The organism is Bradyrhizobium sp. SZCCHNRI1009 (genome assembly GCF_032487575.1).
Lineage (GTDB): Bacteria > Pseudomonadota > Alphaproteobacteria > Rhizobiales > Xanthobacteraceae > Bradyrhizobium.
This window is the reverse complement of record NZ_JAUEUL010000003.1, coordinates 444,081-467,210: the sequence shown is the minus strand read 5'-3', so window position 1 is coordinate 467,210 and position 23,130 is coordinate 444,081. Positions and strand designations below refer to the sequence as shown.

22 protein-coding genes are annotated in these 23,130 nt (G+C 65.4%); 12 read left to right on the top strand and 10 right to left on the bottom strand.

Annotated elements, in window-relative coordinates; genetic code table 11:
- Window positions 1–11: 11 nt before the first annotated feature.
- Window positions 12–1,265, bottom strand: coding sequence for a tyrosine--tRNA ligase (tyrS, locus tag QX010_RS09020; RefSeq protein ID WP_316178926.1), 1,254 nt, complete (start codon window positions 1,263–1,265; stop codon window positions 12–14).
- A 194-nt stretch (window positions 1,266–1,459) separates the two neighbouring features.
- Here tyrS and QX010_RS09015 point away from each other — a divergent pair, with 194 nt between their 5' ends.
- Window positions 1,460–2,563, top strand: coding sequence for an anhydro-N-acetylmuramic acid kinase (locus QX010_RS09015; RefSeq protein ID WP_316178924.1), 1,104 nt, complete (start codon window positions 1,460–1,462; stop codon window positions 2,561–2,563).
- An 81-nt stretch (window positions 2,564–2,644) separates the two neighbouring features.
- Window positions 2,645–3,322, top strand: coding sequence for a glutathione S-transferase family protein (locus QX010_RS09010; protein ID WP_316178923.1), 678 nt, complete (start codon window positions 2,645–2,647; stop codon window positions 3,320–3,322).
- A gap of 155 nt (window positions 3,323–3,477) precedes the next feature.
- Here the strand turns inward: QX010_RS09010 and QX010_RS09005 are convergent, their stop codons facing one another.
- Window positions 3,478–4,125 carry an alpha/beta hydrolase gene (locus tag QX010_RS09005; RefSeq protein WP_008971476.1) on the bottom strand — a complete coding sequence of 216 codons (648 nt, stop codon included), beginning with the start codon at window positions 4,123–4,125 and terminating at the stop codon, window positions 3,478–3,480.
- A gap of 333 nt (window positions 4,126–4,458) precedes the next feature.
- Window positions 4,459–5,310, bottom strand: coding sequence for a LytTR family DNA-binding domain-containing protein (locus QX010_RS09000; protein ID WP_316178921.1), 852 nt, complete (start codon window positions 5,308–5,310; stop codon window positions 4,459–4,461).
- A 116-nt stretch (window positions 5,311–5,426) separates the two neighbouring features.
- Here QX010_RS09000 and QX010_RS08995 point away from each other — a divergent pair, with 116 nt between their 5' ends.
- The 8 genes from QX010_RS08995 (at window position 5,427) to QX010_RS08960 (ending at window position 13,118) form a co-directional block, all read left to right on the top strand.
- The gene (locus QX010_RS08995) at window positions 5,427–6,590 is read left to right on the top strand and encodes a cysteine desulfurase family protein (protein ID WP_316178919.1); all 1,164 of its coding nucleotides are present in this window, start codon (window positions 5,427–5,429) and stop codon (window positions 6,588–6,590) included.
- An 84-nt stretch (window positions 6,591–6,674) separates the two neighbouring features.
- Complete coding sequence (gene sufB, locus QX010_RS08990; RefSeq protein ID WP_316178917.1) at window positions 6,675–8,171, top strand: Fe-S cluster assembly protein SufB; 1,497 nt, start codon at window positions 6,675–6,677, stop codon at window positions 8,169–8,171.
- Window positions 8,172–8,285: 114 nt separating this feature from the next.
- Window positions 8,286–9,038: a Fe-S cluster assembly ATPase SufC gene (sufC, locus tag QX010_RS08985; protein WP_315800132.1), complete on the top strand. Its 753-nt coding sequence runs from the start codon at window positions 8,286–8,288 to the stop codon at window positions 9,036–9,038.
- A 19-nt stretch (window positions 9,039–9,057) separates the two neighbouring features.
- The gene (gene sufD, locus QX010_RS08980; protein ID WP_315800131.1) at window positions 9,058–10,371 is read left to right on the top strand and encodes a Fe-S cluster assembly protein SufD; all 1,314 of its coding nucleotides are present in this window, start codon (window positions 9,058–9,060) and stop codon (window positions 10,369–10,371) included.
- Window positions 10,368–11,615 carry a cysteine desulfurase gene (locus QX010_RS08975; RefSeq protein WP_316178915.1) on the top strand — a complete coding sequence of 416 codons (1,248 nt, stop codon included), beginning with the start codon at window positions 10,368–10,370 and terminating at the stop codon, window positions 11,613–11,615. Before sufD ends, QX010_RS08975 begins: the two co-directional genes overlap by 4 nt.
- Entirely contained in the window at window positions 11,612–11,983 is a 372-nt protein-coding gene (locus tag QX010_RS08970) for an SUF system Fe-S cluster assembly protein (RefSeq protein ID WP_315800129.1), read from the top strand. Before QX010_RS08975 ends, QX010_RS08970 begins: the two co-directional genes overlap by 4 nt.
- A gap of 61 nt (window positions 11,984–12,044) precedes the next feature.
- Window positions 12,045–12,434 carry a HesB/IscA family protein gene (locus QX010_RS08965; RefSeq protein WP_257170803.1) on the top strand — a complete coding sequence of 130 codons (390 nt, stop codon included), beginning with the start codon at window positions 12,045–12,047 and terminating at the stop codon, window positions 12,432–12,434.
- A 117-nt stretch (window positions 12,435–12,551) separates the two neighbouring features.
- Window positions 12,552–13,118, top strand: a complete 567-nt coding sequence (locus tag QX010_RS08960) for a TfoX/Sxy family protein (RefSeq protein WP_315800128.1) — start codon at window positions 12,552–12,554, stop codon at window positions 13,116–13,118.
- Between the two features lie 31 nt (window positions 13,119–13,149).
- On the opposite strand, the gene QX010_RS08955 is transcribed toward QX010_RS08960, so the two are convergent.
- The 3 genes from QX010_RS08955 to QX010_RS08945 all read right to left on the bottom strand — a co-directional run bounded on the left by QX010_RS08955 (window position 13,150) and on the right by QX010_RS08945 (window position 16,331).
- Entirely contained in the window at window positions 13,150–14,217 is a 1,068-nt protein-coding gene (locus tag QX010_RS08955; RefSeq protein ID WP_316178913.1) for a GGDEF domain-containing protein, read from the bottom strand.
- A 347-nt stretch (window positions 14,218–14,564) separates the two neighbouring features.
- Window positions 14,565–16,031, bottom strand: a complete 1,467-nt coding sequence (locus QX010_RS08950; protein ID WP_315800126.1) for a DEAD/DEAH box helicase — start codon at window positions 16,029–16,031, stop codon at window positions 14,565–14,567.
- A 132-nt stretch (window positions 16,032–16,163) separates the two neighbouring features.
- Window positions 16,164–16,331, bottom strand: a complete 168-nt coding sequence (locus QX010_RS08945; RefSeq protein WP_315800125.1) for a hypothetical protein — start codon at window positions 16,329–16,331, stop codon at window positions 16,164–16,166.
- A gap of 179 nt (window positions 16,332–16,510) precedes the next feature.
- Between QX010_RS08945 and QX010_RS08940 the strand changes: the two genes are divergently transcribed.
- Window positions 16,511–18,007, top strand: coding sequence for a caspase domain-containing protein (locus QX010_RS08940; protein ID WP_410051934.1), 1,497 nt, complete (start codon window positions 16,511–16,513; stop codon window positions 18,005–18,007).
- 8 nt (window positions 18,008–18,015) lie between these two features.
- Here QX010_RS08940 and QX010_RS08935 read toward each other — a convergent pair whose 3' ends face one another.
- The 4 genes from QX010_RS08935 to parE form a co-directional block, all read right to left on the bottom strand.
- Window positions 18,016–18,783, bottom strand: coding sequence for a glucose 1-dehydrogenase (locus QX010_RS08935; protein WP_315800124.1), 768 nt, complete (start codon window positions 18,781–18,783; stop codon window positions 18,016–18,018).
- 27 nt (window positions 18,784–18,810) lie between these two features.
- The gene (locus tag QX010_RS08930; protein WP_009027935.1) at window positions 18,811–18,996 is read right to left on the bottom strand and encodes a hypothetical protein; all 186 of its coding nucleotides are present in this window, start codon (window positions 18,994–18,996) and stop codon (window positions 18,811–18,813) included.
- A gap of 202 nt (window positions 18,997–19,198) precedes the next feature.
- The gene (locus QX010_RS08925; RefSeq protein WP_315800123.1) at window positions 19,199–19,972 is read right to left on the bottom strand and encodes a porin family protein; all 774 of its coding nucleotides are present in this window, start codon (window positions 19,970–19,972) and stop codon (window positions 19,199–19,201) included.
- Between the two features lie 238 nt (window positions 19,973–20,210).
- Window positions 20,211–22,274: a DNA topoisomerase IV subunit B gene (gene parE / locus QX010_RS08920; RefSeq protein WP_316178910.1), complete on the bottom strand. Its 2,064-nt coding sequence runs from the start codon at window positions 22,272–22,274 to the stop codon at window positions 20,211–20,213.
- Between the two features lie 271 nt (window positions 22,275–22,545).
- Here parE and QX010_RS08915 point away from each other — a divergent pair, with 271 nt between their 5' ends.
- Entirely contained in the window at window positions 22,546–23,076 is a 531-nt protein-coding gene (locus QX010_RS08915; RefSeq protein WP_315800121.1) for a DedA family protein, read from the top strand.
- Window positions 23,077–23,130: the final 54 nt, after the last annotated feature.

Here is a 23,130-nt window from a genome sequence, read left to right as displayed (position 1 = left end):
AGCGAATGCGGCTATGCAGGCTTCACCAGCACATGGCGCTTCTTGCCCAACGACAGCTTGATCACGCCCTCGCTGGTCAGCTCCGCCTGTGTCAGCGCCATCTTCTCGTCGGTGACCGCGACGTCGTTGACGCGCAGGCCGCCGCCCTTGATCTGCCGCCGCGCCTCGCCATTGGAAGCGACGAGCCCGGCCTTGACGAAGGCGCTGAGCACGCCGAGCCCGGCATCGAGCTCGCTCCTGGCGACCTCGACCGTCGGCAGGTTCTCGGCGATCGCGCCTTCCTCGAAGGTGCGGCGCGCGGTCTCGGCCGCGGTGCGCGCCGCTTCTTTGCCGTGCAGCAAGGCGGTCGCCGCATCCGCCAGCGCCTTCTTGGCCTCGTTGATCTCGGCTCCCTGGAGCGCGCCGAGCTTTTCGATCTCCGACAGCGGCAGCGTCGTGAACAGCTTGAGGAACTTGACGACGTCGGCGTCCTCGGTGTTGCGCCAGTACTGCCAGAAATCATACGGGCTGCACTGGTCGGCATTGAGCCAGATCGCACCCTGCGCGGTCTTGCCCATCTTGGCGCCCGAGGCGGTGGTCAGCAGCGGTGTCGTCAGCGCGAACAGCTGCTCGGTGCCCATGCGGCGGCCGAGCTCGACACCGTTGACGATGTTGCCCCACTGGTCCGAGCCGCCCATCTGGAGCCGGCAGCCGGTGCGGCGCGCCAGCTCGACGAAGTCGTAGGCCTGGCAGACCATGTAGTTGAACTCGATGAAGCTCATCTCCTGCTCGCGCTCGAGCCGCAGCTTCACCGAGTCCATGGTCAGCATGCGGTTGACCGAGAAGTGCCGGCCGATGTCGCGCAGCATCTCGATCCACTTGAGCTGGGTCAGCCATTCGGCGTTGTCGAGCATGATGGCATCTGTCGCGCCGTCGCCGTAGCGCAGCACCTTGGCGAACACGCCGCGGATCGAGGCCTTGTTGGCCTCGATCTCCTCGACGGTGCGCATCGCGCGGGTCTCGTCCTTGCCGGAGGGATCGCCGACCATGGTGGTGCCGCCGCCCATCAGGGTGATCGGCTTGTTCCCGGTCTGCTGCAGCCAGTACAGCATCATCATGGTCAGGAAGTTGCCGATGTGCAGCGAGCGTGCGGTGCAGTCATAGCCGACATAGGCGGTCGCCTGACCCTTGGCGGCGAGCGCATCCAGGCCCTCGAAATCCGAGCACTGATGGATGAATCCGCGGCTCTGCAGCACGTTCAGGAAATCAGACTTGAAGCCAGTCATTGTCGGCGACTCTGAGCATTTGTTTACGGTATTGACCTGATGTCGCGGCGGGGTGCGGTAGGGCACATGCCGCGAATACGGGCGTTGTGGCATTATAAGATGCGCCGGGCTTGTACAAGCATGGGCGCGGCCCGGGCGGGACCTCAAATCGGCCGTACTTGGCAAGCAGGGCAGGGTTTTCGGGTTCGACTGCAATGATTCTGACCGCACTTGGCCTCATGAGTGGCACCTCGCTCGACGGGGTGGACGTGGCCCTGATCGAGACCGACGGGCGGCAGATCAAGAGGCTCGGCCCCACGGGCTACCGGGCCTATGGCGCCGCCGAGCGCAGCCTGCTGCGCGAGGCGCTCGCCGATGCGGTGCAGATCGAGCGGCGCGAGGCGCGTCCCGGGCGGGTACGCGATGCCGAGCGCGCCGTGACGGTGGCGCACGCCGAGGCGATCGCCGCGTTCCTGGCGCAGCACCGGCTCAAGCCCGAGGACATCGACATCATCGGCTTCCATGGGCAGACCGTGCTGCACCGCCCGGAACGCCGCCTGACGGTGCAGATCGGCGACGCGGTCGCGCTCGCCAAGTCCGTCCATATCCCGGTGATGCACGATTTCCGCGCCGCCGACGTCGATTTCGGCGGGCAGGGCGCGCCGTTCGTGCCGGTCTATCACCGTGCCCTGGCGCAATCGCTGTCACGCCCCGGGCCGATCGCCGTGGTCAATATCGGCGGCGTCTCCAACATCACCTATATCGATGGCGACGACGTGCTGATCGCCTGCGACACCGGTCCGGGCAATGCGCTGCTCGACGACTTCATGCACCGCACGACCGGCCAGGCGTTCGATCAGGATGGCCGCGTGGCGGAGCAGGGCAGGCCGGACGAGGCCTGGATCACGAGCGCGCTCGACATGCCCTTCTTCGCGCTGCCGCCGCCGAAATCGCTCGACCGCAACGATTTTGCCGCGCTGAAGCTCGGCGATGTGACGCCGGCGGACGGGGCCGCCACCCTGACGGCGTTCACGGCGGCTGCGATCGCCCGCATCGTTCCGCTGCTGCCGAAGCCGCCGGCGAGCTGGATCGTGTGCGGCGGCGGGGCCCGCAACCATACCATGATGCGGATGCTGCGGGAGCGCGTCGCGCCGGCGAGCGTCGAATCGGCCGATGCGCTGGGCTGGTCGGCTGACGCCATCGAGGCCCAGGCATTCGGCTTCCTGGCGGTGCGCGGCATGAAGGGCCTGCCGCTGAGCTATCCCACCACCACCGGGGTGCCGTTTCCGATGACCGGCGGAGTGATCGCGCGTCCGTGATCCATGCAATTGCATGGATCTTGACAGTTCCATGCGCGTGCATCTAGTTTGATGCATCTGCATCAAACTGCCGAGGATGTCATGTCGCCCTCCCTGAAGCTGATCAGCCACAAGCTCTGCCCCTATGTGCAACGCGCCGTCATCGCGCTCACCGAGAAGGGTGTCGCGTTCGAGCGGATCGACATCGATCTCGCCGACAAGCCCGACTGGTTCATGAAGCTCTCGCCGCTCGGCAAGGTGCCGGTGCTGGTGGTGCCGGCGCCGCGGGGCGAAGTGGCGGTGTTCGAGAGCAACGTGATCTGCGAGTACATCGAGGACGCGCAGCCGGCTGTGAGGCTGCATCCCGAGGACGCGCTGGCCCGCGCGCAGCATCGCGCCTGGATGGAGTTCGGCTCGGCGATCCTCGGTGATCTCTGGGGCCTGGAGACGACGCAGGATGCCGCCGTCTTCGCGGCCAAGCGTGAGGCGCTGACGGCGAAGTTCGCGCGCGTCGAGGACGCGCTGGGCGAGGGGCCGTATTTCAATGGTGCGCGTTTCAGCCTGGTCGACGCGGTGTTTGCGCCGGTCTTCCGCTATTTCGATGTGTTCGATGGCTATGCCGATCTCGGCATCTTTGCTTCAACGCCGAAGGTTCGGGCCTGGCGTGATCAGTTGGCGCAGCGGCCGAGTGTGAGGACGGCGGTCGGCGCCGATTATCCGACGCTGCTGCGCGCGTTCCTTGTGAGGCACGACGCTTATTTGTTGAAGCAGGCTGCTTGAGAAAGTACGCGAGCGTAGGGTGGGCAAAGCGATCAGATCGGTGCAAAGCGCTGATCTGATCGCGTGCCCACCATTGGCTCAGCATGCACACATGAAGTCGGTGGGCACGGCGCGTTGGACTCGCCTTTGCCCACCCTACAGAACATCGCCCGGCCTCACCTCACATTGGCGAGGCGCATGTCCAGATAGGCCGTGATCGTCTCCATGAGCGGCTCGAGCTTGCCGTCGAAGAAGTGGTTGGCACCGGGGATGACCTGCTGGTCGATCACGATGCCCTTCTGCGTCTTCAGCTTCTCGACCAGCGTGTTGACGTCCTTAGGCGGCACCACCGCATCGCGCTCGCCGTGCACGATCAGGCCGGAGGACGGGCAGGGCGCCAGGAACGAGAAGTCGTAGAGGTTGGCGGGCGGCGCGATCGAGATGAAGCCCTCGACCTCCGGGCGGCGCATCAGGAGCTGCATGCCGATCCAGGCGCCGAACGAGAAGCCGGCGACCCAGCAGGCGCGAGCCTCGGGGTTGATGGTCTGCGCCCAATCGAGCGCGGAGGCCGCATCGGACAGCTCGCCGGTGCCGTGGTCGAACGAGCCTTGGCTGCGGCCGACGCCGCGGAAATTGAAGCGCAGTACCGAGAAGCCGCGATGCGCGAAGGCGTAGTAGCACTGGTACACGATCTGATGGTTCATCGTGCCGTGGAACTGCGGATGCGGATGCAGGATCATCGCGATCGGCGCGTTCTTCTGCTTCGCCGGATGGTAACGGCCTTCGAGGCGGCCGGCCGGACCGTTGAAGATGACTTCAGGCATCAGAGAATCCTTGGCAGAGCGTCGACCGACTTCGTCCATGCTTCATCTGGCGCCTCGCCGAAGAGTTCAGCAGGGGACATCAGCAGGAAAAGTGGTGACCGAGCGCCATCCGTTCGCTTGGACGGAGCGGCGCTGGCGTGACTGGAAGTTGGCCTTCTAGCATGGAGCGCAGGGCAAAAAGCAAGGATTTTCAACGCCCGGCAAGGCGGCGGCGGCAGGGATGCCGAGCGTGCCATCGAAGCGGCTGCGGGCCGAGGCGGCCGCGGAGCGTGCCCCGAATGCGCCTGCAATTCGATGAAAATACAGGCGTTTTCGTCGGCTGCCGCGGCCGCTTCAGCGCGCCGCCACCACCGTCTGCTCCCATGGCGCAACCGCGCTGCGATAGCGGCGGCTGCCCTGGACGGATTGGCCGCCGTCGAAGGTCAGGTCGAACTCGCCTGATGGCAGAACCGAAAGCGCGGTGACCCTGGTCATGTTGACGAGCCGGCCGCGATGGATGCGCACCAGCGCGAAGCGGGCGAGTTCGGCCTCGGCGGCCGACAGGGTGCCGCGGATCAGATGTCGCCTGCCGTCGGCCATGGCGTATTCCACGTAGTTGCCGGCCGCAGCGACCCACAGGATGTCGGCCGGCGCGACGCGGATGCGGCTCGCGCCGTCGCGCAGCCAGAGCGTGGCAGGGGCAGGAGGCTCGGATCGCCGTGTCGGCTCTTGGAGGGCGCTCGCGCGATAGCCGTCATATAGCCAGAGCGTGGCACCGATGAGCAGCGCCGTCATGACGTCCTTGCGGAACTCGTACACGATGGTGGCGAGCGAGAACTGGAAGTCGTAGGCGCCGCCAGCGCCCCACATCAGCAGCTTGCGCAGCATCACCATGCCGGTGATGTGGAGCAGGGAGAAGACGATGACGGCGGCAACGGCGAGCGCGATGAGACGGACAGGGGCGGCCGGGCCCCGCCGGATCAATCGAACGGTGACGACCAGCAGCGGCGCCAGCAGGATGATGACGATGATGCTCGTCATCTCCCACAGCAGCTGCTTTTCCAGATCATAGGCGGCTCCCCGCCTGACGGCATCGTGGGCGGCCGAGAGGGCGTTGACGACGCCGATGCCGAGCGAGAGCCCGGCCATGATGGCGTAGAAGCTCCGATCATTCGGACGCAGCATCGAGCCGACAAGCTTGTTCATGGCACCGGACCCGCTATCTCAATCTCGCGCCCGACGATACCACGCTGGCCGTCGCGCATCATCATGGTGCCGACGAGCCATGGTCGTTCGTGGCCCGAGTTGATATGAACGGACCGATGGCCGACAGGATCTATCTCGACTGGAACGCGACGACGCCGCTTCGACCGCAAGCGCGCGCGGCGGTGATCGCCGCCATGGACCTGGTCGGCAATCCCTCGTCGGTTCATGCCGAAGGCCGCAAGGCGCGGCGGCTGATGGAGGAGGCCCGCGAGGTCATCGCCCGCGGGCTCGGTACCGTTGCGCGCCGCGTCGTGTTCACCTCCGGCGGAACCGAGGCCAATGTGCTCGCTTTGAGCCCAGGTCTGCGGGCGCCGGCCGGCCCGGTCGAGCGGCTGCTGGTGTCGGCGGTCGAGCATGCCTCGGTGCTGGCCGGCGGCCGGTTCGCGCCATCTGCGGTGCAGACGATCCCGGTCGATGCCTCCGGCGTGGTCGATCCCGGCCGCCTGGAAGCCCTGCTGGCCGGCGGGCCGCCGGCGCTGGTGTCGGTGATGGCCGCCAACAACGAGACCGGGGTGCTTCAACCGGTTTCGAAAGTTGCTGAGATCGTGCACCAGGCGGGCGGCCTGCTGCACGTCGACGCGGTCCAGGCATTTGGGAAAATACCCCTCGATATCAAACAGATGGGCGCGGACCTTGTGACCATCTCTGCGCACAAGATCGGCGGACCGAAGGGCGTCGGCGCGCTGGTTCTGGGCGCCGGCGTGGAGGAGCCGATTCCGGTTCTCCGCGGTGGCGGCCAGGAGCGCGGTCGCCGGGCTGGAACCGAAAACATGGCCGGAATTGCCGGATTTGGCGCCGCAGCCGGCGCTGCCCTGGCTGAGCTCGAGGTCGACCTGCCCCGGATCACGGCGCTGCGCGACCGGCTGGAAACGGGCCTTCGTCAGACCGCCGGCGTGACGGTATTTTCCTCCGAAGCGGCGCGGCTTCCGAATACGACGCTGTTCACGGCGCCGGGGCTCAAGGCCGAGACGGCCGTGATCGGGTTCGATCTCGAAGGGATCGCGGTGTCTTCCGGCTCGGCCTGCTCGTCTGGCAAGGTCCAGCCGTCGCACGTCCTGGAGGCCATGGGCGTTGGTTCCGCGGCGGCGCAGGGAGCGGTGCGCCTCAGTCTGGGCTGGTCCACGACCGAGGCGGATGTCGACCGGTGCCTGCAGGCTTGGCGAAAGCTGTCATTGACCCTACTTAAAGGTGGCGACGAAACCGTGCTTGAGCGATTCTAAGGGCGTGATTTCGTCCGCGAAACGTCGTAAGACGGTTCCAGAACGTGTCCACCGCGGTCCTTGAAACCGCGAGCGGAGGATGGAATGCCAGCCGTACAAGAGACGGTCGACCGCGTCAGGCGGATCGACGTCGACCAATATCGTTATGGGTTCGAGACACTCATCGAATCCGAGAAGGCTCCCAAGGGGCTTTCCGAAGACACGATCCGCTTCATCTCGGGCAAGAAGAACGAGCCCGCCTGGATGCTCGAATGGCGGCTGGAGGCCTATCGCCGCTGGCTGACCATGCAGGAGCCGACCTGGGCGCGCGTCGACTACCCCAAGATCGACTTCCAGGATCTGTATTATTACGCCGCGCCCAAGCCGAAGAAGCAGCTCTCCTCGATCGACGAGATCGACCCGGAGATTCTGAAGACCTACGAGAAGCTCGGCATTCCGCTCCGCGAGGTCGCGATCCTCGAGGGCGTCGAGCCGGTGCCCGGCGCTGGCAGCCCCGAGAGCCGCAAAATCGCGGTCGACGCCGTGTTCGATTCGGTGTCGGTGGCGACGACGTTCAAGGAGGAGCTGAAGAAGGCGGGCGTGATCTTCATGCCGATCTCGGAAGCGATCCGCGAGCATCCCGAGCTGGTGCAGAAATATCTCGGCAGCGTGGTGCCGACCTCCGACAATTTCTACGCGACCTTGAACTCGGCCGTCTTCTCCGACGGCTCGTTCGTCTATATCCCGCCGGGCGTGCGCTGCCCGATGGAGCTGTCGACCTATTTCCGCATCAACGAGCGCAACACCGGCCAGTTCGAGCGCACGCTGATCATCGCCGACAAGGGCGCCTACGTGTCCTATCTCGAGGGCTGCACCGCGCCGCAGCGCGACGAGAACCAGCTGCACGCGGCGGTGGTCGAGCTGGTCGCGCTGGATGATGCCGAGATCAGGTACTCGACGGTGCAGAACTGGTATCCGGGCAATTCGGAAGGCAAGGGCGGCATCTACAATTTCGTCACCAAGCGTGGCGACTGCCGCGGCGCCAACTCCAAGATCTCCTGGACCCAGGTCGAGACGGGATCTGCGATCACCTGGAAGTATCCGAGCTGCATCCTGCGCGGCGACAATTCGCGCGGCGAGTTCTATTCGATCGCGATCTCGAACGGCTTCCAGCAGGTCGACTCGGGCACCAAGATGATCCATCTCGGCAAGAACACGTCGAGCCGCATCATCTCCAAGGGAATCGCTGCCGGCAAATCGCAGAACACCTATCGTGGCCTGGTCACCGCGCATCGCAAGGCGACTGGCGCGCGCAACTTCACTGCCTGCGATTCGCTGCTGATCGGCGACAAATGCGGTGCGCATACCGTGCCGTATATCGAGGCCAAGAACTCCTCGGCCACCTTCGAGCACGAGGCGACCACGTCCAAGATCTCCGAAGACGTGCTGTTCTACTGCATCCAGCGCGGTCTTTCGCAGGAGGAGGCGGTTGGCCTGGTCGTCAACGGCTTCGTCAAGGACGTGCTGCAGCAGCTCCCGATGGAGTTCGCAGTCGAGGCGCAGAAGCTGATCTCGATCAGCCTCGAAGGTTCGGTCGGCTGAGGCCATATTGCAGCAGGGCCGCGGCGCGGCCCGCTCGTGCTGATATCGATATCATACGTCCTTGGACCCGATGGAATCGGTGCCGCCAGGGCAAGCGTTGAGCGGAAACAGATCATGGCACTACTCGAAATCAACAACCTGCAGGTCCGCGTCGAGGAGCGCGAGATTCTCCACGGCCTGACGCTGTCGATCGACGCCGGCAAGGTGCATGCGATCATGGGGCCGAACGGCTCCGGCAAGTCGACGCTGTCCCACGTCATCGCCGGCAAGCCGGGCTATGAGGTGACCGGCGGCGAGATCCTGTTCAAGGGCGAGGATCTGCTCGCCATGGCACCGGACGAGCGTGCCGCCAAGGGCGTGTTCCTGGCGTTCCAGTACCCGGTGGAGATCCCCGGCGTCGCGACCATGACCTTCCTGCGGACAGCGCTGAACGCGCAGCGCAAGGCGCGCGGCGAGGAGGAATATTCGACGCCGGACTTCCTCAGGAAGGTGCGCGAGATCTCGAAATCGCTCAGCATTCCGCAGGACATGCTCAAGCGCGGCGTCAATGTCGGCTTTTCCGGCGGCGAGAAGAAGCGCAACGAGGTGCTGCAGATGGCGCTGTTCCAGCCGTCGCTCTGCATCCTCGACGAGATGGATTCCGGCCTCGACATCGACGCGCTGCGCATCGCCGCCGACGGCGTCAACGCGCTGCGCGCAGCCGATCGCTCGATGATCGTGATCACCCACTATCAGCGGCTGCTGAACTACATCGTCCCCGACGTCGTTCATGTGATGTCGAAGGGGCGCGTCGTGAAGAGCGGCGGCAAGGAGCTCGCGCTCGAGCTGGAGGCGTCCGGCTACGCCCAGTTCGAAGACGCGGCCTGAGCTCGCGAATGGATCTGTGATGAACGTAGCTTTGGTCAAGAACGACAGCGGTCCGGCGGCGAGCAGCTTGCTCTCTGCCGCTCTGGGCCGTCTGCCCGGCACCGGCAAGGTGGTCGATATCCGGCGCGAAGCCTTCTCGGCCTTCGAGCGCACCGGCCTGCCGCACCGTCGTATCGAGGAATGGAAGTACACCGATCTGCGTGCGCTGATGCGCGAGGTGCTGCCGCTGGCAGGCGCGCCGGACGCGGCGGCGCTGGCGCGGGCAAAAACCGTGCTGGCTTCTGTTGCCGTCGACGGTGCTCGGAAGCTGGTGCTGGTCGACGGCGTGTTCGTGGCGGAGCTCTCGGACATCTCGGCCTCCGAAGATGGTGTCAAGGTTCACACGCTGCGCGAGGCGCTGCAGAGCGCCGGCAGCGAGCGGCTGCTGGAGACGACCGTCAACGATGCGATGGTCCTGTTGAACGGTGCGCTCGCGACCGACGGAGTCCTGATCTCCGTGGCGGATGGTGCAAAGCTCTCGCATCCGCTGCAGATCATTCACATCGCGACGGCATCGCAGGCATCGCGTGCCAGTCGCTCGCATCTTTCGGTGGGGAACGGCGCGCAGGCCACCTTGATCGAAAGCGCGATCGCTGCCGATGGCGCCTCGGGCTATCAGGCCAATGACGCCGTGGTCGTCTCCGTCGGTGACGACGCTGCGCTGTCCACCATTCGCCTGATGCGCGATGCCAGGGATGCCGTTAACATCACGTCCGCCAAGTACGAGGTCGGTGCGCGGTCGAAACTCAATCTCTTCAACATGACGACCGGCGGCGCCGTCAGTCGTCTGCAGGGCTTCATCACTCTCAAGGGCGAAGGCAGCGAGCTGATCATCAACGGCGTCAACCTGCTGCGCGACAAGCAGCATGGCGACCTGACGCTGGTGGTCGATCACGCGGTGCCCGGCTGCACCAGCCGCGAGAACTTTCGCGCGGTGCTCGACGATCGCGCCCATTCGGTGTTCCAGGGCCGCATCATCGTCCGCCCCGACGCGCAGCAGACCGACGGCAAGATGATGACGCGGGCGCTGCTGTTGTCCGACGAGGCCGAGGCCGACAGCAAGCCGGAGCTCGAGATCTTCGCCGACGACGTCTCCTGCGGCCACGGCGCCACCGCCGGCGCGCTCGACGACAGCCTGTTGTTCTATCTGCAGGCCCGCGGCCTGCCGGAGAAGCAGGCCCAGGCGCTGCTGATCCAGGCCTTCGTCGGCGAAGCCATCGAGGCGATCGAGGACGATTCCTTGCGCGAGCGGGTCATCGCGGCCGCCCAGGACTGGATGGAGGCGCGCGCATGAGCACGCATCCCGCCGTCTCCAACGGATCCTACGACGTCGCCCGCATCCGCGAGGACTTTCCGGCGCTGGCGCTGCGGGTCTACGGCAAGACGCTCGTCTATCTCGACAATGCCGCCTCGGCACAGAAGCCGCGCGCGGTGCTCGACCGCATGACGCAGGCCTATACCAGCGAATACGCCAACGTGCATCGCGGCCTGCATTACCTCGCCAATGCGGCGACCGAAGCCTATGAGGGCGGCCGGGAGCGGGTCACGCGCTTCCTCAATGCCCGTCGCAGCGAGGAGATCATCTTCACGCGCAACGCGACCGAGGCGATCAATCTGGTCGCGTCGTCGTGGGGCGGGCCGAACATCGGCGAGGGCGACGAGATCGTGCTCTCGATCATGGAGCACCATTCCAACATCGTGCCGTGGCACTTCTTGCGGGAGCGCCAGGGCGCCGTGATCAAGTGGGCTCCGGTCGACGATGAGGGCAACTTCCTGATCGACGAGTTCGAGAAGCTGCTGACATCGAAGACCAAGCTGGTCGCGATCACCCAGATGTCGAACATGCTCGGCACGCTGGTGCCGGTGAAGGAGGTCGTGCGGATCGCGCACTCCCGCGGCATCCCCGTACTTGTCGATGGCAGCCAGGCCGCCGTGCATCTCGCCGTCGACGTCCAGGACATCGATTGCGACTTCTACGTCTTCACCGGCCACAAGCTGTACGGGCCGACCGGCATTGGCGTGCTCTACGCCAAGTACGACCACCTCGTTGCCATGCGCCCCTACAATGGCGGCGGCGAGATGATCCGCGAGGTTGCGCGCGACTGGGTCACCTATGGCGATCCGCCGCACAAGTTCGAGGCCGGCACCCCGATGATCGTCGAGGCGGTCGGGCTGGGCGCCGCGATCGACTACGTCAACTCGGTCGGCAAGGAGCGCATCGCCGCGCACGAGCACGACCTGCTCACCTATGCCCAGGATCGGCTGCGCGAGATCAATTCGCTGCGGCTGATCGGCACCGCCAAAGGCAAGGGCCCGGTCATCTCGTTCGAGATGAAGGGCGCGCATGCGCATGACATCGCCACCGTGATCGACCGCCAGGGCGTCGCGGTGCGTGCGGGCACGCACTGCGTGATGCCGCTTTTGGAGAGATTCAACGTCACGGCGACCTGCAGGGCCTCGTTTGGCATGTACAATACGAGGGAAGAGGTCGATCAGCTTGCACAGGCATTGATCAAGGCGCGGGAATTGTTTGCATGACCGACACGGCCGACGTCAAAACTCAGACTGTCGAAACCCATTCGGCGCTGCCGCCGGAGGAGACCGAGCGGCTTTCCACCGAGATCATCGCGGCGCTGAAGACGGTGTTCGACCCGGAGATCCCGGCCGACATCTATGAGCTCGGCCTGATCTACAAGGTCGACATCAAGGACGACCGCAGCGTCGACGTGATGATGACCTTGACGACGCCGAACTGTCCGGCGGCCGGCGAGTTGCCGACCATGGTGGAGAACGCGATCGCCAGCGTCCCGGGCGTCGGCGTGGTGAATGTGAGCATTGTCTGGGAGCCGCAATGGACGCCGGACCGGATGAGCGACGAGGCGCGCCTCGTCCTCAACATGTGGTGAGGCACGACGTTTGAATGGCGGTCGGGATTGATCGAACGCCGGGATTGACCAGATGACCGATATGACCAACACGCCAGTCGCCAGCAAGCCGAAGCCGCGGCCCCGTCCGCAGGTCATGCGGCTGACCGATGCCGCGGCCACGCGCATCCGCGAACTGACCGCACGCGCGGAATCCGAGATCATCGGATTGCGCGTCGGGGTCAAGAACGGCGGCTGCGCCGGACAGTCCTACACGGTCGAATATGCCCACGATATCCGGCCGACCGACGAGGTGGTCGAGGACAAGGGCGTGAAGATCCTGGTCGATCCCAAGGCCGTGCTGTTTCTGCTCGGGACCGAGATGGACTATCAGGCCGACAAGATGCAGGCGCAGTTCGTGTTCAACAACCCGAACCAGATCAGCGCCTGCGGCTGCGGCGAGTCGGTTCAGCTCAAGCCGGCCGAGGTCTGATCGTCGGCTTTCCGCCGGGACGGCACCGGACCCTGTCGCGTTCCGGACATTGACACACGCCACCCTCCCGACCGAAAACTCCAGGCGAGCAACTGGGTGTTGGCGGGAGCTGGTGCGATGGACCGCGAATTCCTGACCGATCTGTTCGCCGGCTTCGGTCCGGTCACGATCCGGCGGATGTTCTCCGGCTTCGGCATCTCTGCCGATGGCATCAACTTTGCGCTCGCGCTGCGCAGCGGTCTCTATCTGCGCGCCGATGAGGCCAGCTTTGCCAGGTTCGAGGAGGCCGGATCCAAGCCGTTCTCCTACGAGACGCGCGCGCGGACCATGACGGTGCGCTCGTATTGGCAGGTGCCGGCGCATCTGTTCGACGACACCGATGAGTTCGCGGCATGGGCGAGAGATGCGTTTGCGGCGGCGCAGAGGGCCGCCTTGAGCAAGCGGACCAGCAAGAAACGGGCTGCGCCGCGCAGCGAGGCGGTACCGGCGCGTGGTCGGAGCAAGTCCGGAGCGACCAAGACAGCAGCGAAAAAGACCAAGTCGGTCAAGACGGGGAAGGTGGCCAAGAACGTTGCCAAGAGCGTTGGCAAGGGCGCGGAAACGGCGCCCGCCGGCCGCAAGGCTCGCAGCGCGACGGCGGTGCGGGGCCGGACGTCGCGCACAGCATCATCGCGGACGCGCTGATGCTCTCGACGCTCGGCTGGCCACCTGGCCCTCAGGCAACCTGGCCGCGCGTGGCTGCCGCATATTCGGGATCGTTCTCGCACACCACCTTGTTGCGCCCGCTGCGCTTGGCGGCATAGAGGCAGGCGTCGGCGCGTTCGATCAGCGTATCCGTATCGTCACCGGCCCGCAGCAGGGACAGGCCGACCGAGATCGTCACACGTCCGAGGATCTCCCCGGTCGACTTCTTCTTCAGCTCCTTTGCCGTGACGGCGCGGCGGATGTGATCGGCCACTGTCAGTGCGTGCTGCAGCGTGGTGTTCGGCAGAACGACAGCGAACTCCTCGCCGCCGTAGCGCGCGGCGATGTCCTGGCCCTTGATGGCATGCTTCAGGGTCATCCCGACGAGCCGCAGCACCTGGTCTCCGGTGAGATGTCCGTAGGAGTCGTTGAAGGACTTGAAATGGTCGATGTCGAACATCAGCAGCGACAGCGGCTGCTGGGTCGCGAGCCCCGACTGCACCGTCGTCTCGAGCATCCGGTCGAAATATTTGCGGTTGCCGAGCCCTGTGAGCGGATCGGTCAGGCTCTCGGCCCGGATCACCTCCAGGCTGTGTTGCAGCCCGCTGATCTCGTCCTTCGACAGCGTCAGCCGTTCTTCGAGGATGCGGTTGGTTTCGCGCATCTGCTTGGTCGAATGGGCTAGCGCCTCGATGATGTCGACCAGTTGCTCGCGGCTGGTGGCCGATGCGAGCCGTTGATCGGCGCCCGCGAGGCTCGCATCGTAGCTCGCCGTCCTGCCGAGGGCATCGCTGAGCATGTTCATCAGGTCGTCGATCTCGCCGACCACGCGCGCGCCGACCTTGTCGATGCGATCCGAGGTCTTGAGATGCGCGAGGTAGGAGTCGTAGAGCTGATCCAGATCGGACTGCGACAGCCTGCCGTTGCGCGACAGCGTCTCGTTGATGATCTCGTTCAGCGGTGCGTTGTAGCCCGTCGCGTAGACGTACCAGATCTCGTAGTTGCGCGGATTGGCCGAATGGCGAAGCGTCCTGATCTGGCTGAGCGCGACTTCGGCGAAGCCTATCGTGCGTTCGTGTTCGTCAAGCGCATTGACCACCACAGGTTCTCCCCCAATCGCCCGCGTCGCCGTCGTCGTCACAGCAATGAAATAAACAATGCCGGCCAAGCTAAAGGACGTTTGTGAACCAGGGGTAAATACGGCCGTAGAGTCCCGGATGTGCGCACGAGCCGTTCATCTGGGACCGGCACCGCATATGTTCAATGAGCTGCATAGGATGCTGCGGGAGCTTGCTGACGCGAGCTGGAACTATTCGCGCACGCGCGCATTCGCCGAGGGCTCGGCGATGTCGACTCCAGTCAAGTACGACGAATGCAGCAACTGATCATCGCGGACGCGACAGTCCGGGCGGCCGCATGTCGCGCAGCCCGGAATCTTGTACTCGCTCAGGGAAGCGGGGCCCGCACCGGGCGAAGCAGGAACGCCGGCAGATGTGAATGATCGGCAGGCTCGTTGTCGTGGTCGCGCCGCGGCCGCCGCGCTTCATTGCGAGGCTGTTCGTTACGCGGTTGTTCCTTGCGGGCGCTCGGCGCAGCAGGCCGGGGAGAAGCTGCCTGGGCGGCGCGCGGCGCTGCTGGCCGCGGCTCACGATCGCGCTCGCGCGGAGCTGCATCACGATCACGCGATCCCGCATCGCGCTCCCGCGCCTTGCCGCGGCTGCCGCGACGCGCGGCGTCGCGCGGACGCCGCTCACGGCTGTCCTCGTCGCCCGAGGATTCCTGCACCTCGTAGTCGCCTTCGATGGTGGGAATGCCTTGTCCGATCAGCTTCTCGATCGCGACCATCGACTTCTGGTCGGCCGGAGCCACGATCGAGATTGCAGTGCCGGTCCGTCCGGCGCGGCCGGTACGGCCGATGCGGTGAACGTAGTCGTCCGAATGATGCGGCACGTCGAAATTGAAGACGTGGCTGACTTCGGGAATGTCGAGGCCGCGTGCGGCGACGTCGGAGGCGACGAGCAATGGCAGTTCGCCCTTGCGGAATTGATCGAGCGCGGCGGTGCGGGCCGACTGGTCCATGTCGCCGTGCAGTGCGCCGACGCTGAAGCCATGCTTCTGCAGCGACTTGTGAACGATGGCGACGTCGCGCTTGCGGTTGCAGAAGATGATCGCGTTGTTGAGATCCTTGGCGTCCCGCAACAGCCTGCGCAGCACCTCGCGCTTCTGATGCGCCTCGCGTCCCGAGGGCACCTGCAACTGGGTCACCGTGACGGCTGTCGTCGCCGGCTTGGAGACCTCGACCTTCTGCGGATTGTGCAGGAAGGCTTCGGTGATGCGCCGGATTTCCGGCGGCATGGTCGCGGTGAAGAACAGGGTCTGGCGGGTGAAGGGAACGAGCTTGCAGATGCGTTCGATGTCGGGAATGAAGCCCATGTCGAGCATGCGGTCGGCTTCGTCGATGACCAGCAACTCGACGCCAGTGAGGAGAAGGCCGCCGCGCTCGGTATGATCGAGCAGTCGGCCCGGCGTGGCGATCAGCACGTCGACCCCGCGGGTCAGCTTGGCGTCCTGGTCGCCGAAGGAGACGCCGCCGATCAGCAGGGCGACATTGAGCTTCTGTCCGGCGCCGTAGCGATCGAAGTTCTCTTTGACCTGGGCCGCCAGCTCGCGGGTCGGCTCCAGGATCAGGGTGCGTGGCATTCGCGCGCGGGCGCGGCCCTTTTCGAGGATCGTGAGCATCGGCAGGACGAAAGCGGCGGTCTTGCCGGTACCGGTCTGGGCGATGCCGAGCACGTCGCGGCGCGCCAGCACATGAGGAATCGCCTGTTCCTGAATGGGGGTCGGGTTGGTGTAGCCGGTGGCCGCAACTGCAGCCAACACCTTGTCGGACAAGCCGAGATTGGAAAAAGACATCGAGCCTCTATGTCACGCGCCGATAGGCGACGGGGCCTCTATTCGACGCCGCCGTTAGGAATCGAGGGTAAAAGGCTGTGGTCGCGCTCAACCCCGAAACGGCATGCTCTAAGGAAGCTGGGGGTTTTCTGACTAGCGCCGGCCCGCGGTCAATTTCTCAGGAATCGGATGCGATCCGGCCGCGCTGCTGCGGAAGATAGGGGCGAATCCTGCAAAGTCAATGGAAGAGGGGGGCGAAGTACCGAAAAAGCTTAATGTTTTTGCATTATTTGCAGGCAACCTGTCGTCGAGCTGTCGCATTCGGGTGCTCCGAAGCACTGGCGGCCGGTCGCGGAAAGCGCTCCGGTCGAATTGTCGACGGAATTGCGGCGTGTGTTCGGCAGGGGGAGCAGCCGCGTGTGCCCCGGGGATGAACCGGTGGCGGCGTGCCGTCGACTATCCGAGGGCGGCAGCCCACGCGATGAGTGCAGGGACGGACGATGAGATCGATGCGGATGTGGCTGGCGTGCGGGCTGGCGATGCTGGCGGTGGTTCTGGCGCCGGCCGCGCATGCCGAGAAGCGCGTCGCGCTCGTGATCGGCAATAACGACTACCGGTTCGTGCCGAAGCTGCAGAAGGCCGTCAACGACGCGCGGACGATGGGCGACACGCTGAAGCAGCTCGGCTTCAACGTCATGGTCGCGGAGAATCTCAATCGCCAGCAGTTCAGCCAGACGCTGCTGGCGTTCGACAACGCCGTCGAGCCGGGCGACACCGCGTTCTTCTTCTATGCCGGTCATGGCTTCGAGATCGCGGGCCAGAACTTCCTGTTGCCGACCGACGTGCCCGCGGCCACCGAAGGCCAGGAAGAGCTGGTGCGCGACGCCTCGATCCTCGCGGACCGCGTCATCGAGCGGCTGCAGAACAAGAAGGCGCGCACCTCGATCCTGGTGTTCGATGCCTGCCGCAACAATCCGTTCGAGCGCTCGGGCACGCGCGCGGTGGCGGGCGGGGGCGGCCTGGCGCCGATGACGCAGTTGCCCGAAGGCGTATTCTCGGTGTTCTCGGCCGGCCCACGCCAGACCGCGCTCGACCGTCTCTCCAACGATGACGCCAATCCGAACTCGGTGTTCACGCGCACCTTCGCCAAGGAGCTGACGCAGCCCGGCGTCAATCTGGTGCAGGTCGCGCAGCGCACCCGCCGCGTGGTCAGCGAACTCGCCGAGACCGTGCGGCACAAGCAGATCCCGGTCTATTTCGACCAGATGGTCGACGATGTCTTTCTCAACGGCATGGCGAAGGGGCCGGCTGCGGCCGACAAGCCGGCCGAGCCGCAGCAGAAGCTTGCGGCGCTGCCTCCCGTCTCCGCGCCGCGCATTCCGCCGGCGAACGAGAGCCTGAACGCACCGATCGCGATGTTCTCGCGCCACAATGGCGGCTGGACCGTCACGTTCTCGATCGCCGATCCGACGCTCGGCATTTCCTGGCGCATGGGCGAGGCGGGGGAGTTTCGCGAGACCGGCTTCATGGACGTGCTCGATCCGCGCACGCGCAAGCGCATGCCCAATCCCTCGATCCAGCTGCCGGCGGATGCGCCCGCGGGCACCATCCAGGTCCGCTATGTCGATGCATCCGGCGAGATGCAGGGACCGTTCCCGATCCGCTTCGAGCCGGAGGCCGCGCTGGTGCACGACCAGCGCAAGATCCTCGACATGACCGCGACGAGCTGGCTGTCGTTCCGCGAGTTCAACGGCCTCCTGGTCTACTACACGCACCTGATGTCGTATCGCTGCGCCATCCGCGAGGTCCGCATCGGCATCGACACGGCGGTGCCGGACAAGGTCCTCAACATGCCCGGCTGCGACATGCGCGATCCCATTGCGATTCCCTCCAACGCCACGCCCTATTTGAAGCTGCCGCTGGCGACGAAGTTCGTCTCGGTGGAGTTGACCTATCGCGACGGCAGCGTCTCCGAGATCAAGAGCTTTCGACGCTGAGGCGTCGGCTACGCCATGATCGAATAGCCACCATCGACGGGAATCGCGGTACCGGTGACGAAGTCGGAGGCCGGCGAGCTCAGGAACGTCGCGATGCCGGCGAAGTCGTCGATGTCGCCCCACCGTGCCGCGGGCGTGCGCGCCAGCACGCGGTCGTGCAGGCCGTCGATCTGGCTACGCGCCGCGCGCGTCAGGTCGGTGTCGATCCAGCCGGGCAGAATCGCGTTGACCTGGATGTTGTCGGGCGCCCAGGCGCAGGCACAGGCGCGCGTGTACTGCACGATGCCGCCTTTGCTGGCCGCGTAGGCCGGCGCGAAGCTGGCGCCGAAGATCGACAGCATCGAGCCGATGTTGATGATTTTGCCGCCGCCGCTCGCCTTGAGGGCCGGGTAGGCGGCCTTCGAGCACAGGAACGCGCTGGTGAGATTGGTGTCGATCACCTGCTGCCACTCCTCCAGCTCGAGCACGTGCGGCGGCTTGCGAATGCTCATGCCGGCATTGTTGATGAGGATGTCGATACGACCGAGCTCGCTGGCCACGCGCGCGACCATGGCGGCGACGTCGTCCTTGTCGCTGACGTCGGCTGTGACGGCGATGGCACGGCCGCCGCGACCGGCGAGATCAGCCACCGCCGCCTGTGACTTGGCTTCGTTGCGGCCGACCACGGCAATGTCGGCGCCGGCATCGGCAAGCCCGCGCGCCATCCCCAGGCCGATTCCGCCGTTGCCTCCTGTCACGATCGCAACCTTGCCACTCAGGTCGAAGCGGCCCGCCATGTCGTGTCTCCATGTTGTTGTCAGACGTCAGCAGGTGCCCTGCCAGATCATCACCAGGCCGAGTGCACCCATGCCGACGCCGTAGCCGGCCCATTGCAGCTGGTTGATCATGAAGCTCGTCCGCGGCCATGCCACCACCCCGGTGCCCTGGCCGACCCAGAGCAGGCCGACGGCGAGCAGAAGCAGGCCGCCGATCATCAGGAATCTCCGCATGGCCACTTCCTCCCTCATCGACCGCGTCACAGCATCGGAGACGCTGCTGCCGTCTTTTTTGTGATGTTTTATGAGGAGGAGGCTAGCGGCCGCTGCGGCAGATGACCAGCGGCTCCAGCCGCCAATATCGGAGGCAAAAACAAAAAGCCCCGGATCAACCGGGGCTTTTCGCAGAAAAATCGAAAGACCGCGTGCGGTCCGCTCAGTACTTGACGGCCGGGCCGGTCCAGTTGAAGCGGTAAACCAGCGAGGTGCTGATGGTCTGCACCCACGGCTTGAAGCTGACCGAGTCGGTCGTCGCGAGGTTGCCGACGTCGGTACGGACCGCGATGTCCTTGCGGTCGTAGTAGGCGGCGCGATATTCGGTCTTCATGAACCAGCCCGGCGCCGAGATACCGAAGATGTTCAGGTTGTTCTCGACGCCGCCACCGACGAACCAGCCGTTGCGGTTGAACGAGTCGGTGTGGAAGCCGGACGCTGCGCCCGTGAGGGTGGTCAGGCCAGTGCCCGACCAGTGCGAACCGGAGTAGCCGGCGTTGACGTAGGACAGCACGTTCGGCGCAACCAAGTAGCCGACGCGGGCGCCCGCGGCCCAGGCGGTTTCCATCTTGATGCGGCCGGTCAGGGCAGCGAACTGATCCTGCAGGGTGCCGCGCAGGCTGCCGAACTGGCCGTCAGCGAACAGGCCGAAAACCCAGGTCGGGTTGACCTGCCAGTCATAGCCCGCGCCGACCGTGCCGAGGAAGCCGTCGCCGCCGACGCGCTGATCAATCGTCACCGGCACGCCGTTGAAGTTGGTGTGCGAATCGGCATCCCAGAGGCCGCCGCCAGCGCCACCGAAGATGTAGAAACCGGTCCAGCTCGGCGCCACCGGCATCATCGGAGCCTTCACATAGGGGCGAGCCGCCAGATCAGCAGCCGAGGCGGCACCCGTGATCGCAACCAGCGCAGTGGCAGCAAGCAAAAGCTTTTTCATATTCAATTCCCCAAGATCGTCGTGTCGCAGGTGCCGGGTTGCGGCGGCGATTCCCTCGCCAGATGTGCCCGAACTATAGCCGATTGGTGCCCAAAAGCTGTTGCAGGTTGAGCACACCGGAGGGGAAAGTGCGCTGCGGGATGCGCGCGGCCCCCGTAAGTCTCTGATCAAACTAGGTGATTGCAGGCTCGCGCGAGCGAATGGAACCTGCAATGGAGGCGTGAAATCGGGTCAAAAGCTAGACGTCGAGCAGCTCGTCGCTGGCGAATTCGGCCTTTTCCGAAATGAAGGCGAAGCGGGCCTCTGCCTTGGTCCCCATCAGCCGCTCGACCGAGTCGGCGGTGCCGTCGCGATCCTCGGCCAGCAGAACCACGCGCAGCAGGGTGCGCTTGGCCGGATCCATGGTGGTTTCCTTGAGCTGGGCCGGCATCATCTCGCCGAGACCTTTGAAGCGGCCGATCTCGACCTTGGCGTTGGCGTTGAACTCGCGCTTGAGGAGCTCGTCCCGGTGGGCATCGTCGCGCGCGTAGAACGTCTTGCTGCCATGGGTCAGCCGGTAGAGCGGCGGCACGGCGAGGTAGAGGTGGCCCTCGTCGATCAGCGGTCTCATCTGCCTGTAGAAGAACGTGATCAGCAGCGAGGCGATGTGGGCGCCGTCCACGTCGGCATCGGTCATGATGATGATGCGCTGGTAGCGCAGATCCTCTTCGCGATACGACGTGCCCGTGCCGGCGCCGATCGCCATCACGAGGTCGGCGAGCTGGGCATTCGCCGTCAGCTTGTCCTTGCCGGCGGAGGCCACGTTGAGGATCTTGCCGCGCAGCGGCAGCACCGCCTGCTTCTTGCGGTCGCGCGCCTGCTTGGCGCTGCCGCCGGCCGAGTCGCCCTCGACGATGAACAGCTCGGAGCCCTCGGTGCCGGCGTCGGTGCAGTCGGCAAGCTTGCCCGGCAGGCGCAACTTCTTGGTCGCGGTCTTGCGCGCCGTCTCCTTCTCCTGGCGGCGGCGGATGCGCTCCTCGGCGCGCTCGATGACGAAATCGAGCAGCCGGTTGGCCTGCACCGGATTGCCCGACAGCCAGTGATCGAACGGATCCTTGACGGCTTGCTCGACGATGCGCTGGGCCTCGGCGGTCGCGAGGCGATCCTTGGTCTGGCCCTGGAATTCGGGCTCGCGCACGAACACCGAGAGCATGATGGCGGCGCCCGCCATGATGTCCTCGGAGGTGATGTTGGCCGAGCGCTTGCCTTGGCCGACGCGCTCGGCGTGGTCCTTCAGGCCGCGCAGCAGCGCGCTGCGGATGCCGGATTCGTGCGTGCCGCCGTCGGGCGTCGGAATCGTGTTGCAGTAGGACGACAGGAAGCCGTCGGCATCAGCGGTCCAGGCGACCGCCCATTCGCAGCCGCCATGGCCGCCGGTGCGGCCCGACTTGCCGGCGAAGATATCCGGATGGACCAGCGTGTCGGCATGGATCGCTGCGGCCAGATAGTCCTTCAGGCCGCCGGGGAAGTGGAACGTCGCCTCGGGCTGGACGTCCTCGATGCCCTTCAGCAGCGACGGATCGCATTTCCAGCGGATCTCGACGCCGCCGAACAGATAGGCTTTCGAGCGCGCCATCTTGAACAGGCGCTGCGGCTTGAACGTCGCCTTGGCGCCGAAGATGGTCGGGTCGGGTTGGAAACGTACCCGTGTGCCGCGCCGGTTGGCGACCTTGCCGACCTCCTCGAGCTTGCCCTTCGGGTGGCCGCGCTCGAAGATCATGCGGTAGAGCTTCTGGTTGCGTGCGACCTCGACCTCGAGCCGGGTCGACAGCGCGTTCACCACGGAGATGCCGACGCCGTGCAGACCGCCCGAGGTCTCGTAGACCTTGGAGTCGAACTTGCCGCCCGCGTGCAGGGTGCACATGATGATCTCAAGCGCCGACTTCTTGGGAAACTTCGGATGTGGATCGATCGGAATGCCGCGGCCGTTGTCGGTCACGGTGAGGAAGCCTTCGGCATCGAGCTCGACCTCGATGAAGGTGGCGTGTCCCGCCAGCGCCTCGTCCATCGAGTTGTCGATGACCTCGGCGAACAGGTGGTGCAGCGCCTTTTCGTCGGTGCCGCCGATATACATGCCGGGGCGGCGCCGCACCGGCTCCAGGCCCTCGAGGACCTCGATGTCACGGGCGGTGTAATCGCCCTCGGCGCTGCCTGCGCGGGCGGCTGGCTTGGCCGGAGCCTTGCCCTTGGCGGCGAACGCCGCCAACGGGTCCGTGACGCCCTTGGCCTTGGCTTTTGCAGCTGATTTCAACGGTTTACCCATGGAATTGGATGTTGCGTGTGCGCAAGAGGGAACGAATCGTTGGGCCTGACTATGCCATGGACCGGCATAAAACAATGACCCCGGGAAACAACGACGTTCACCAGCCCGCCACGTTTTGGCCGGTTCCGATCGCCGGATCGCCGCTGTTCACGCGGTTCAGCCGGTTGTTGTGACTTGAAGTGGGCGGGTTCGGTGGCGTACCAGTCTGCGCCATGGAACCGCGAAGGCCTTCAAGCACTTAAGCGCCGCGGAGCAGAAAGGCGTCGAGCAGATGGAAGATTTTGGCCGCGCGGTTGCCGACTTCGTGCGCGACCATCAGGCCTGGGCTGCTCCGATCGTCCTGCTGCTTGCCTTTGGCGAGTCCCTGGCCTTCGTCTCGCTCCTGATTCCCGCCTGGGGCGCCCTGGTCGCGATCGGCGCCCTGATCGGCGCCACCGGGATCAGCTTCTGGCCGATATGGCTGGCCGGTGGAATCGGCGCCGCGCTCGGCGACTGGGTCTCCTACTGGTTCGGCTACCGCTACAAGGACCGCGTCGCCCAGATGTGGCCGCTGTCGCGATACCCGGAGCTGCTGCCGCGCGGCGAGGCCTTCGTGCGCGATTGGGGCGTGCCGAGCATCTTCATCGGCCGGTTCTTCGGCCCGTTGCGCGCGTCGGTGCCGCTGGCGGCGGGCATTTTCGAGATGCCCTACATGGTGTTCCAGATCGCCAACTTCGTGTCGGCGCTGGTGTGGTCGGCGGTGCTGCTGTTGTTCGGCGACATCATCGGGCGCACCATGGAATGGCTGTGGCATGCGGTCTGACGCCAGCCCCGAACGGGCCGGGCCGACGTGCGAGCTTGACGCAGGAACCCTGCG

Excerpts from the sequence above, each read along its gene's own strand:
- sufB (WP_316178917.1), top strand. The coding sequence starts at position 6,675 with ATGCCAGCCGTACAAGAGACGGTCGACCGCGTCAGGCGGATCGACGTC.
- QX010_RS08915 (WP_315800121.1), top strand. The coding sequence starts at position 22,546 with ATGGAAGATTTTGGCCGCGCGGTTGCCGACTTCGTGCGCGACCATCAG.
- parE (WP_316178910.1), bottom strand. The coding sequence starts at position 22,274 with ATGGGTAAACCGTTGAAATCAGCTGCAAAAGCCAAGGCCAAGGGCGTC.
- QX010_RS09010 (WP_316178923.1), top strand. The coding sequence starts at position 2,645 with ATGTCGCCCTCCCTGAAGCTGATCAGCCACAAGCTCTGCCCCTATGTG.
- QX010_RS08960 (WP_315800128.1), top strand. The coding sequence starts at position 12,552 with ATGGACCGCGAATTCCTGACCGATCTGTTCGCCGGCTTCGGTCCGGTC.
- QX010_RS08995 (WP_316178919.1), top strand. The coding sequence starts at position 5,427 with ATGGCCGACAGGATCTATCTCGACTGGAACGCGACGACGCCGCTTCGA.
- QX010_RS09000 (WP_316178921.1), bottom strand. The coding sequence starts at position 5,310 with ATGAACAAGCTTGTCGGCTCGATGCTGCGTCCGAATGATCGGAGCTTC.
- QX010_RS08965 (WP_257170803.1), top strand. The coding sequence starts at position 12,045 with ATGACCAACACGCCAGTCGCCAGCAAGCCGAAGCCGCGGCCCCGTCCG.
- QX010_RS08945 (WP_315800125.1), bottom strand. The coding sequence starts at position 16,331 with ATGCGACAGCTCGACGACAGGTTGCCTGCAAATAATGCAAAAACATTA.
- QX010_RS08925 (WP_315800123.1), bottom strand. The coding sequence starts at position 19,972 with ATGAAAAAGCTTTTGCTTGCTGCCACTGCGCTGGTTGCGATCACGGGT.
- sufD (WP_315800131.1), top strand. The coding sequence starts at position 9,058 with ATGAACGTAGCTTTGGTCAAGAACGACAGCGGTCCGGCGGCGAGCAGC.
- tyrS (WP_316178926.1), bottom strand. The coding sequence starts at position 1,265 with ATGACTGGCTTCAAGTCTGATTTCCTGAACGTGCTGCAGAGCCGCGGA.
- QX010_RS08930 (WP_009027935.1), bottom strand. The coding sequence starts at position 18,996 with ATGCGGAGATTCCTGATGATCGGCGGCCTGCTTCTGCTCGCCGTCGGC.
- QX010_RS08975 (WP_316178915.1), top strand. The coding sequence starts at position 10,368 with ATGAGCACGCATCCCGCCGTCTCCAACGGATCCTACGACGTCGCCCGC.
- QX010_RS08935 (WP_315800124.1), bottom strand. The coding sequence starts at position 18,783 with ATGGCGGGCCGCTTCGACCTGAGTGGCAAGGTTGCGATCGTGACAGGA.
- sufC (WP_315800132.1), top strand. The coding sequence starts at position 8,286 with ATGGCACTACTCGAAATCAACAACCTGCAGGTCCGCGTCGAGGAGCGC.
- QX010_RS08940 (WP_410051934.1), top strand. The coding sequence starts at position 16,511 with ATGAGATCGATGCGGATGTGGCTGGCGTGCGGGCTGGCGATGCTGGCG.
- QX010_RS08970 (WP_315800129.1), top strand. The coding sequence starts at position 11,612 with ATGACCGACACGGCCGACGTCAAAACTCAGACTGTCGAAACCCATTCG.
- QX010_RS09005 (WP_008971476.1), bottom strand. The coding sequence starts at position 4,125 with ATGCCTGAAGTCATCTTCAACGGTCCGGCCGGCCGCCTCGAAGGCCGT.
- QX010_RS08950 (WP_315800126.1), bottom strand. The coding sequence starts at position 16,031 with ATGTCTTTTTCCAATCTCGGCTTGTCCGACAAGGTGTTGGCTGCAGTT.
- QX010_RS09015 (WP_316178924.1), top strand. The coding sequence starts at position 1,460 with ATGATTCTGACCGCACTTGGCCTCATGAGTGGCACCTCGCTCGACGGG.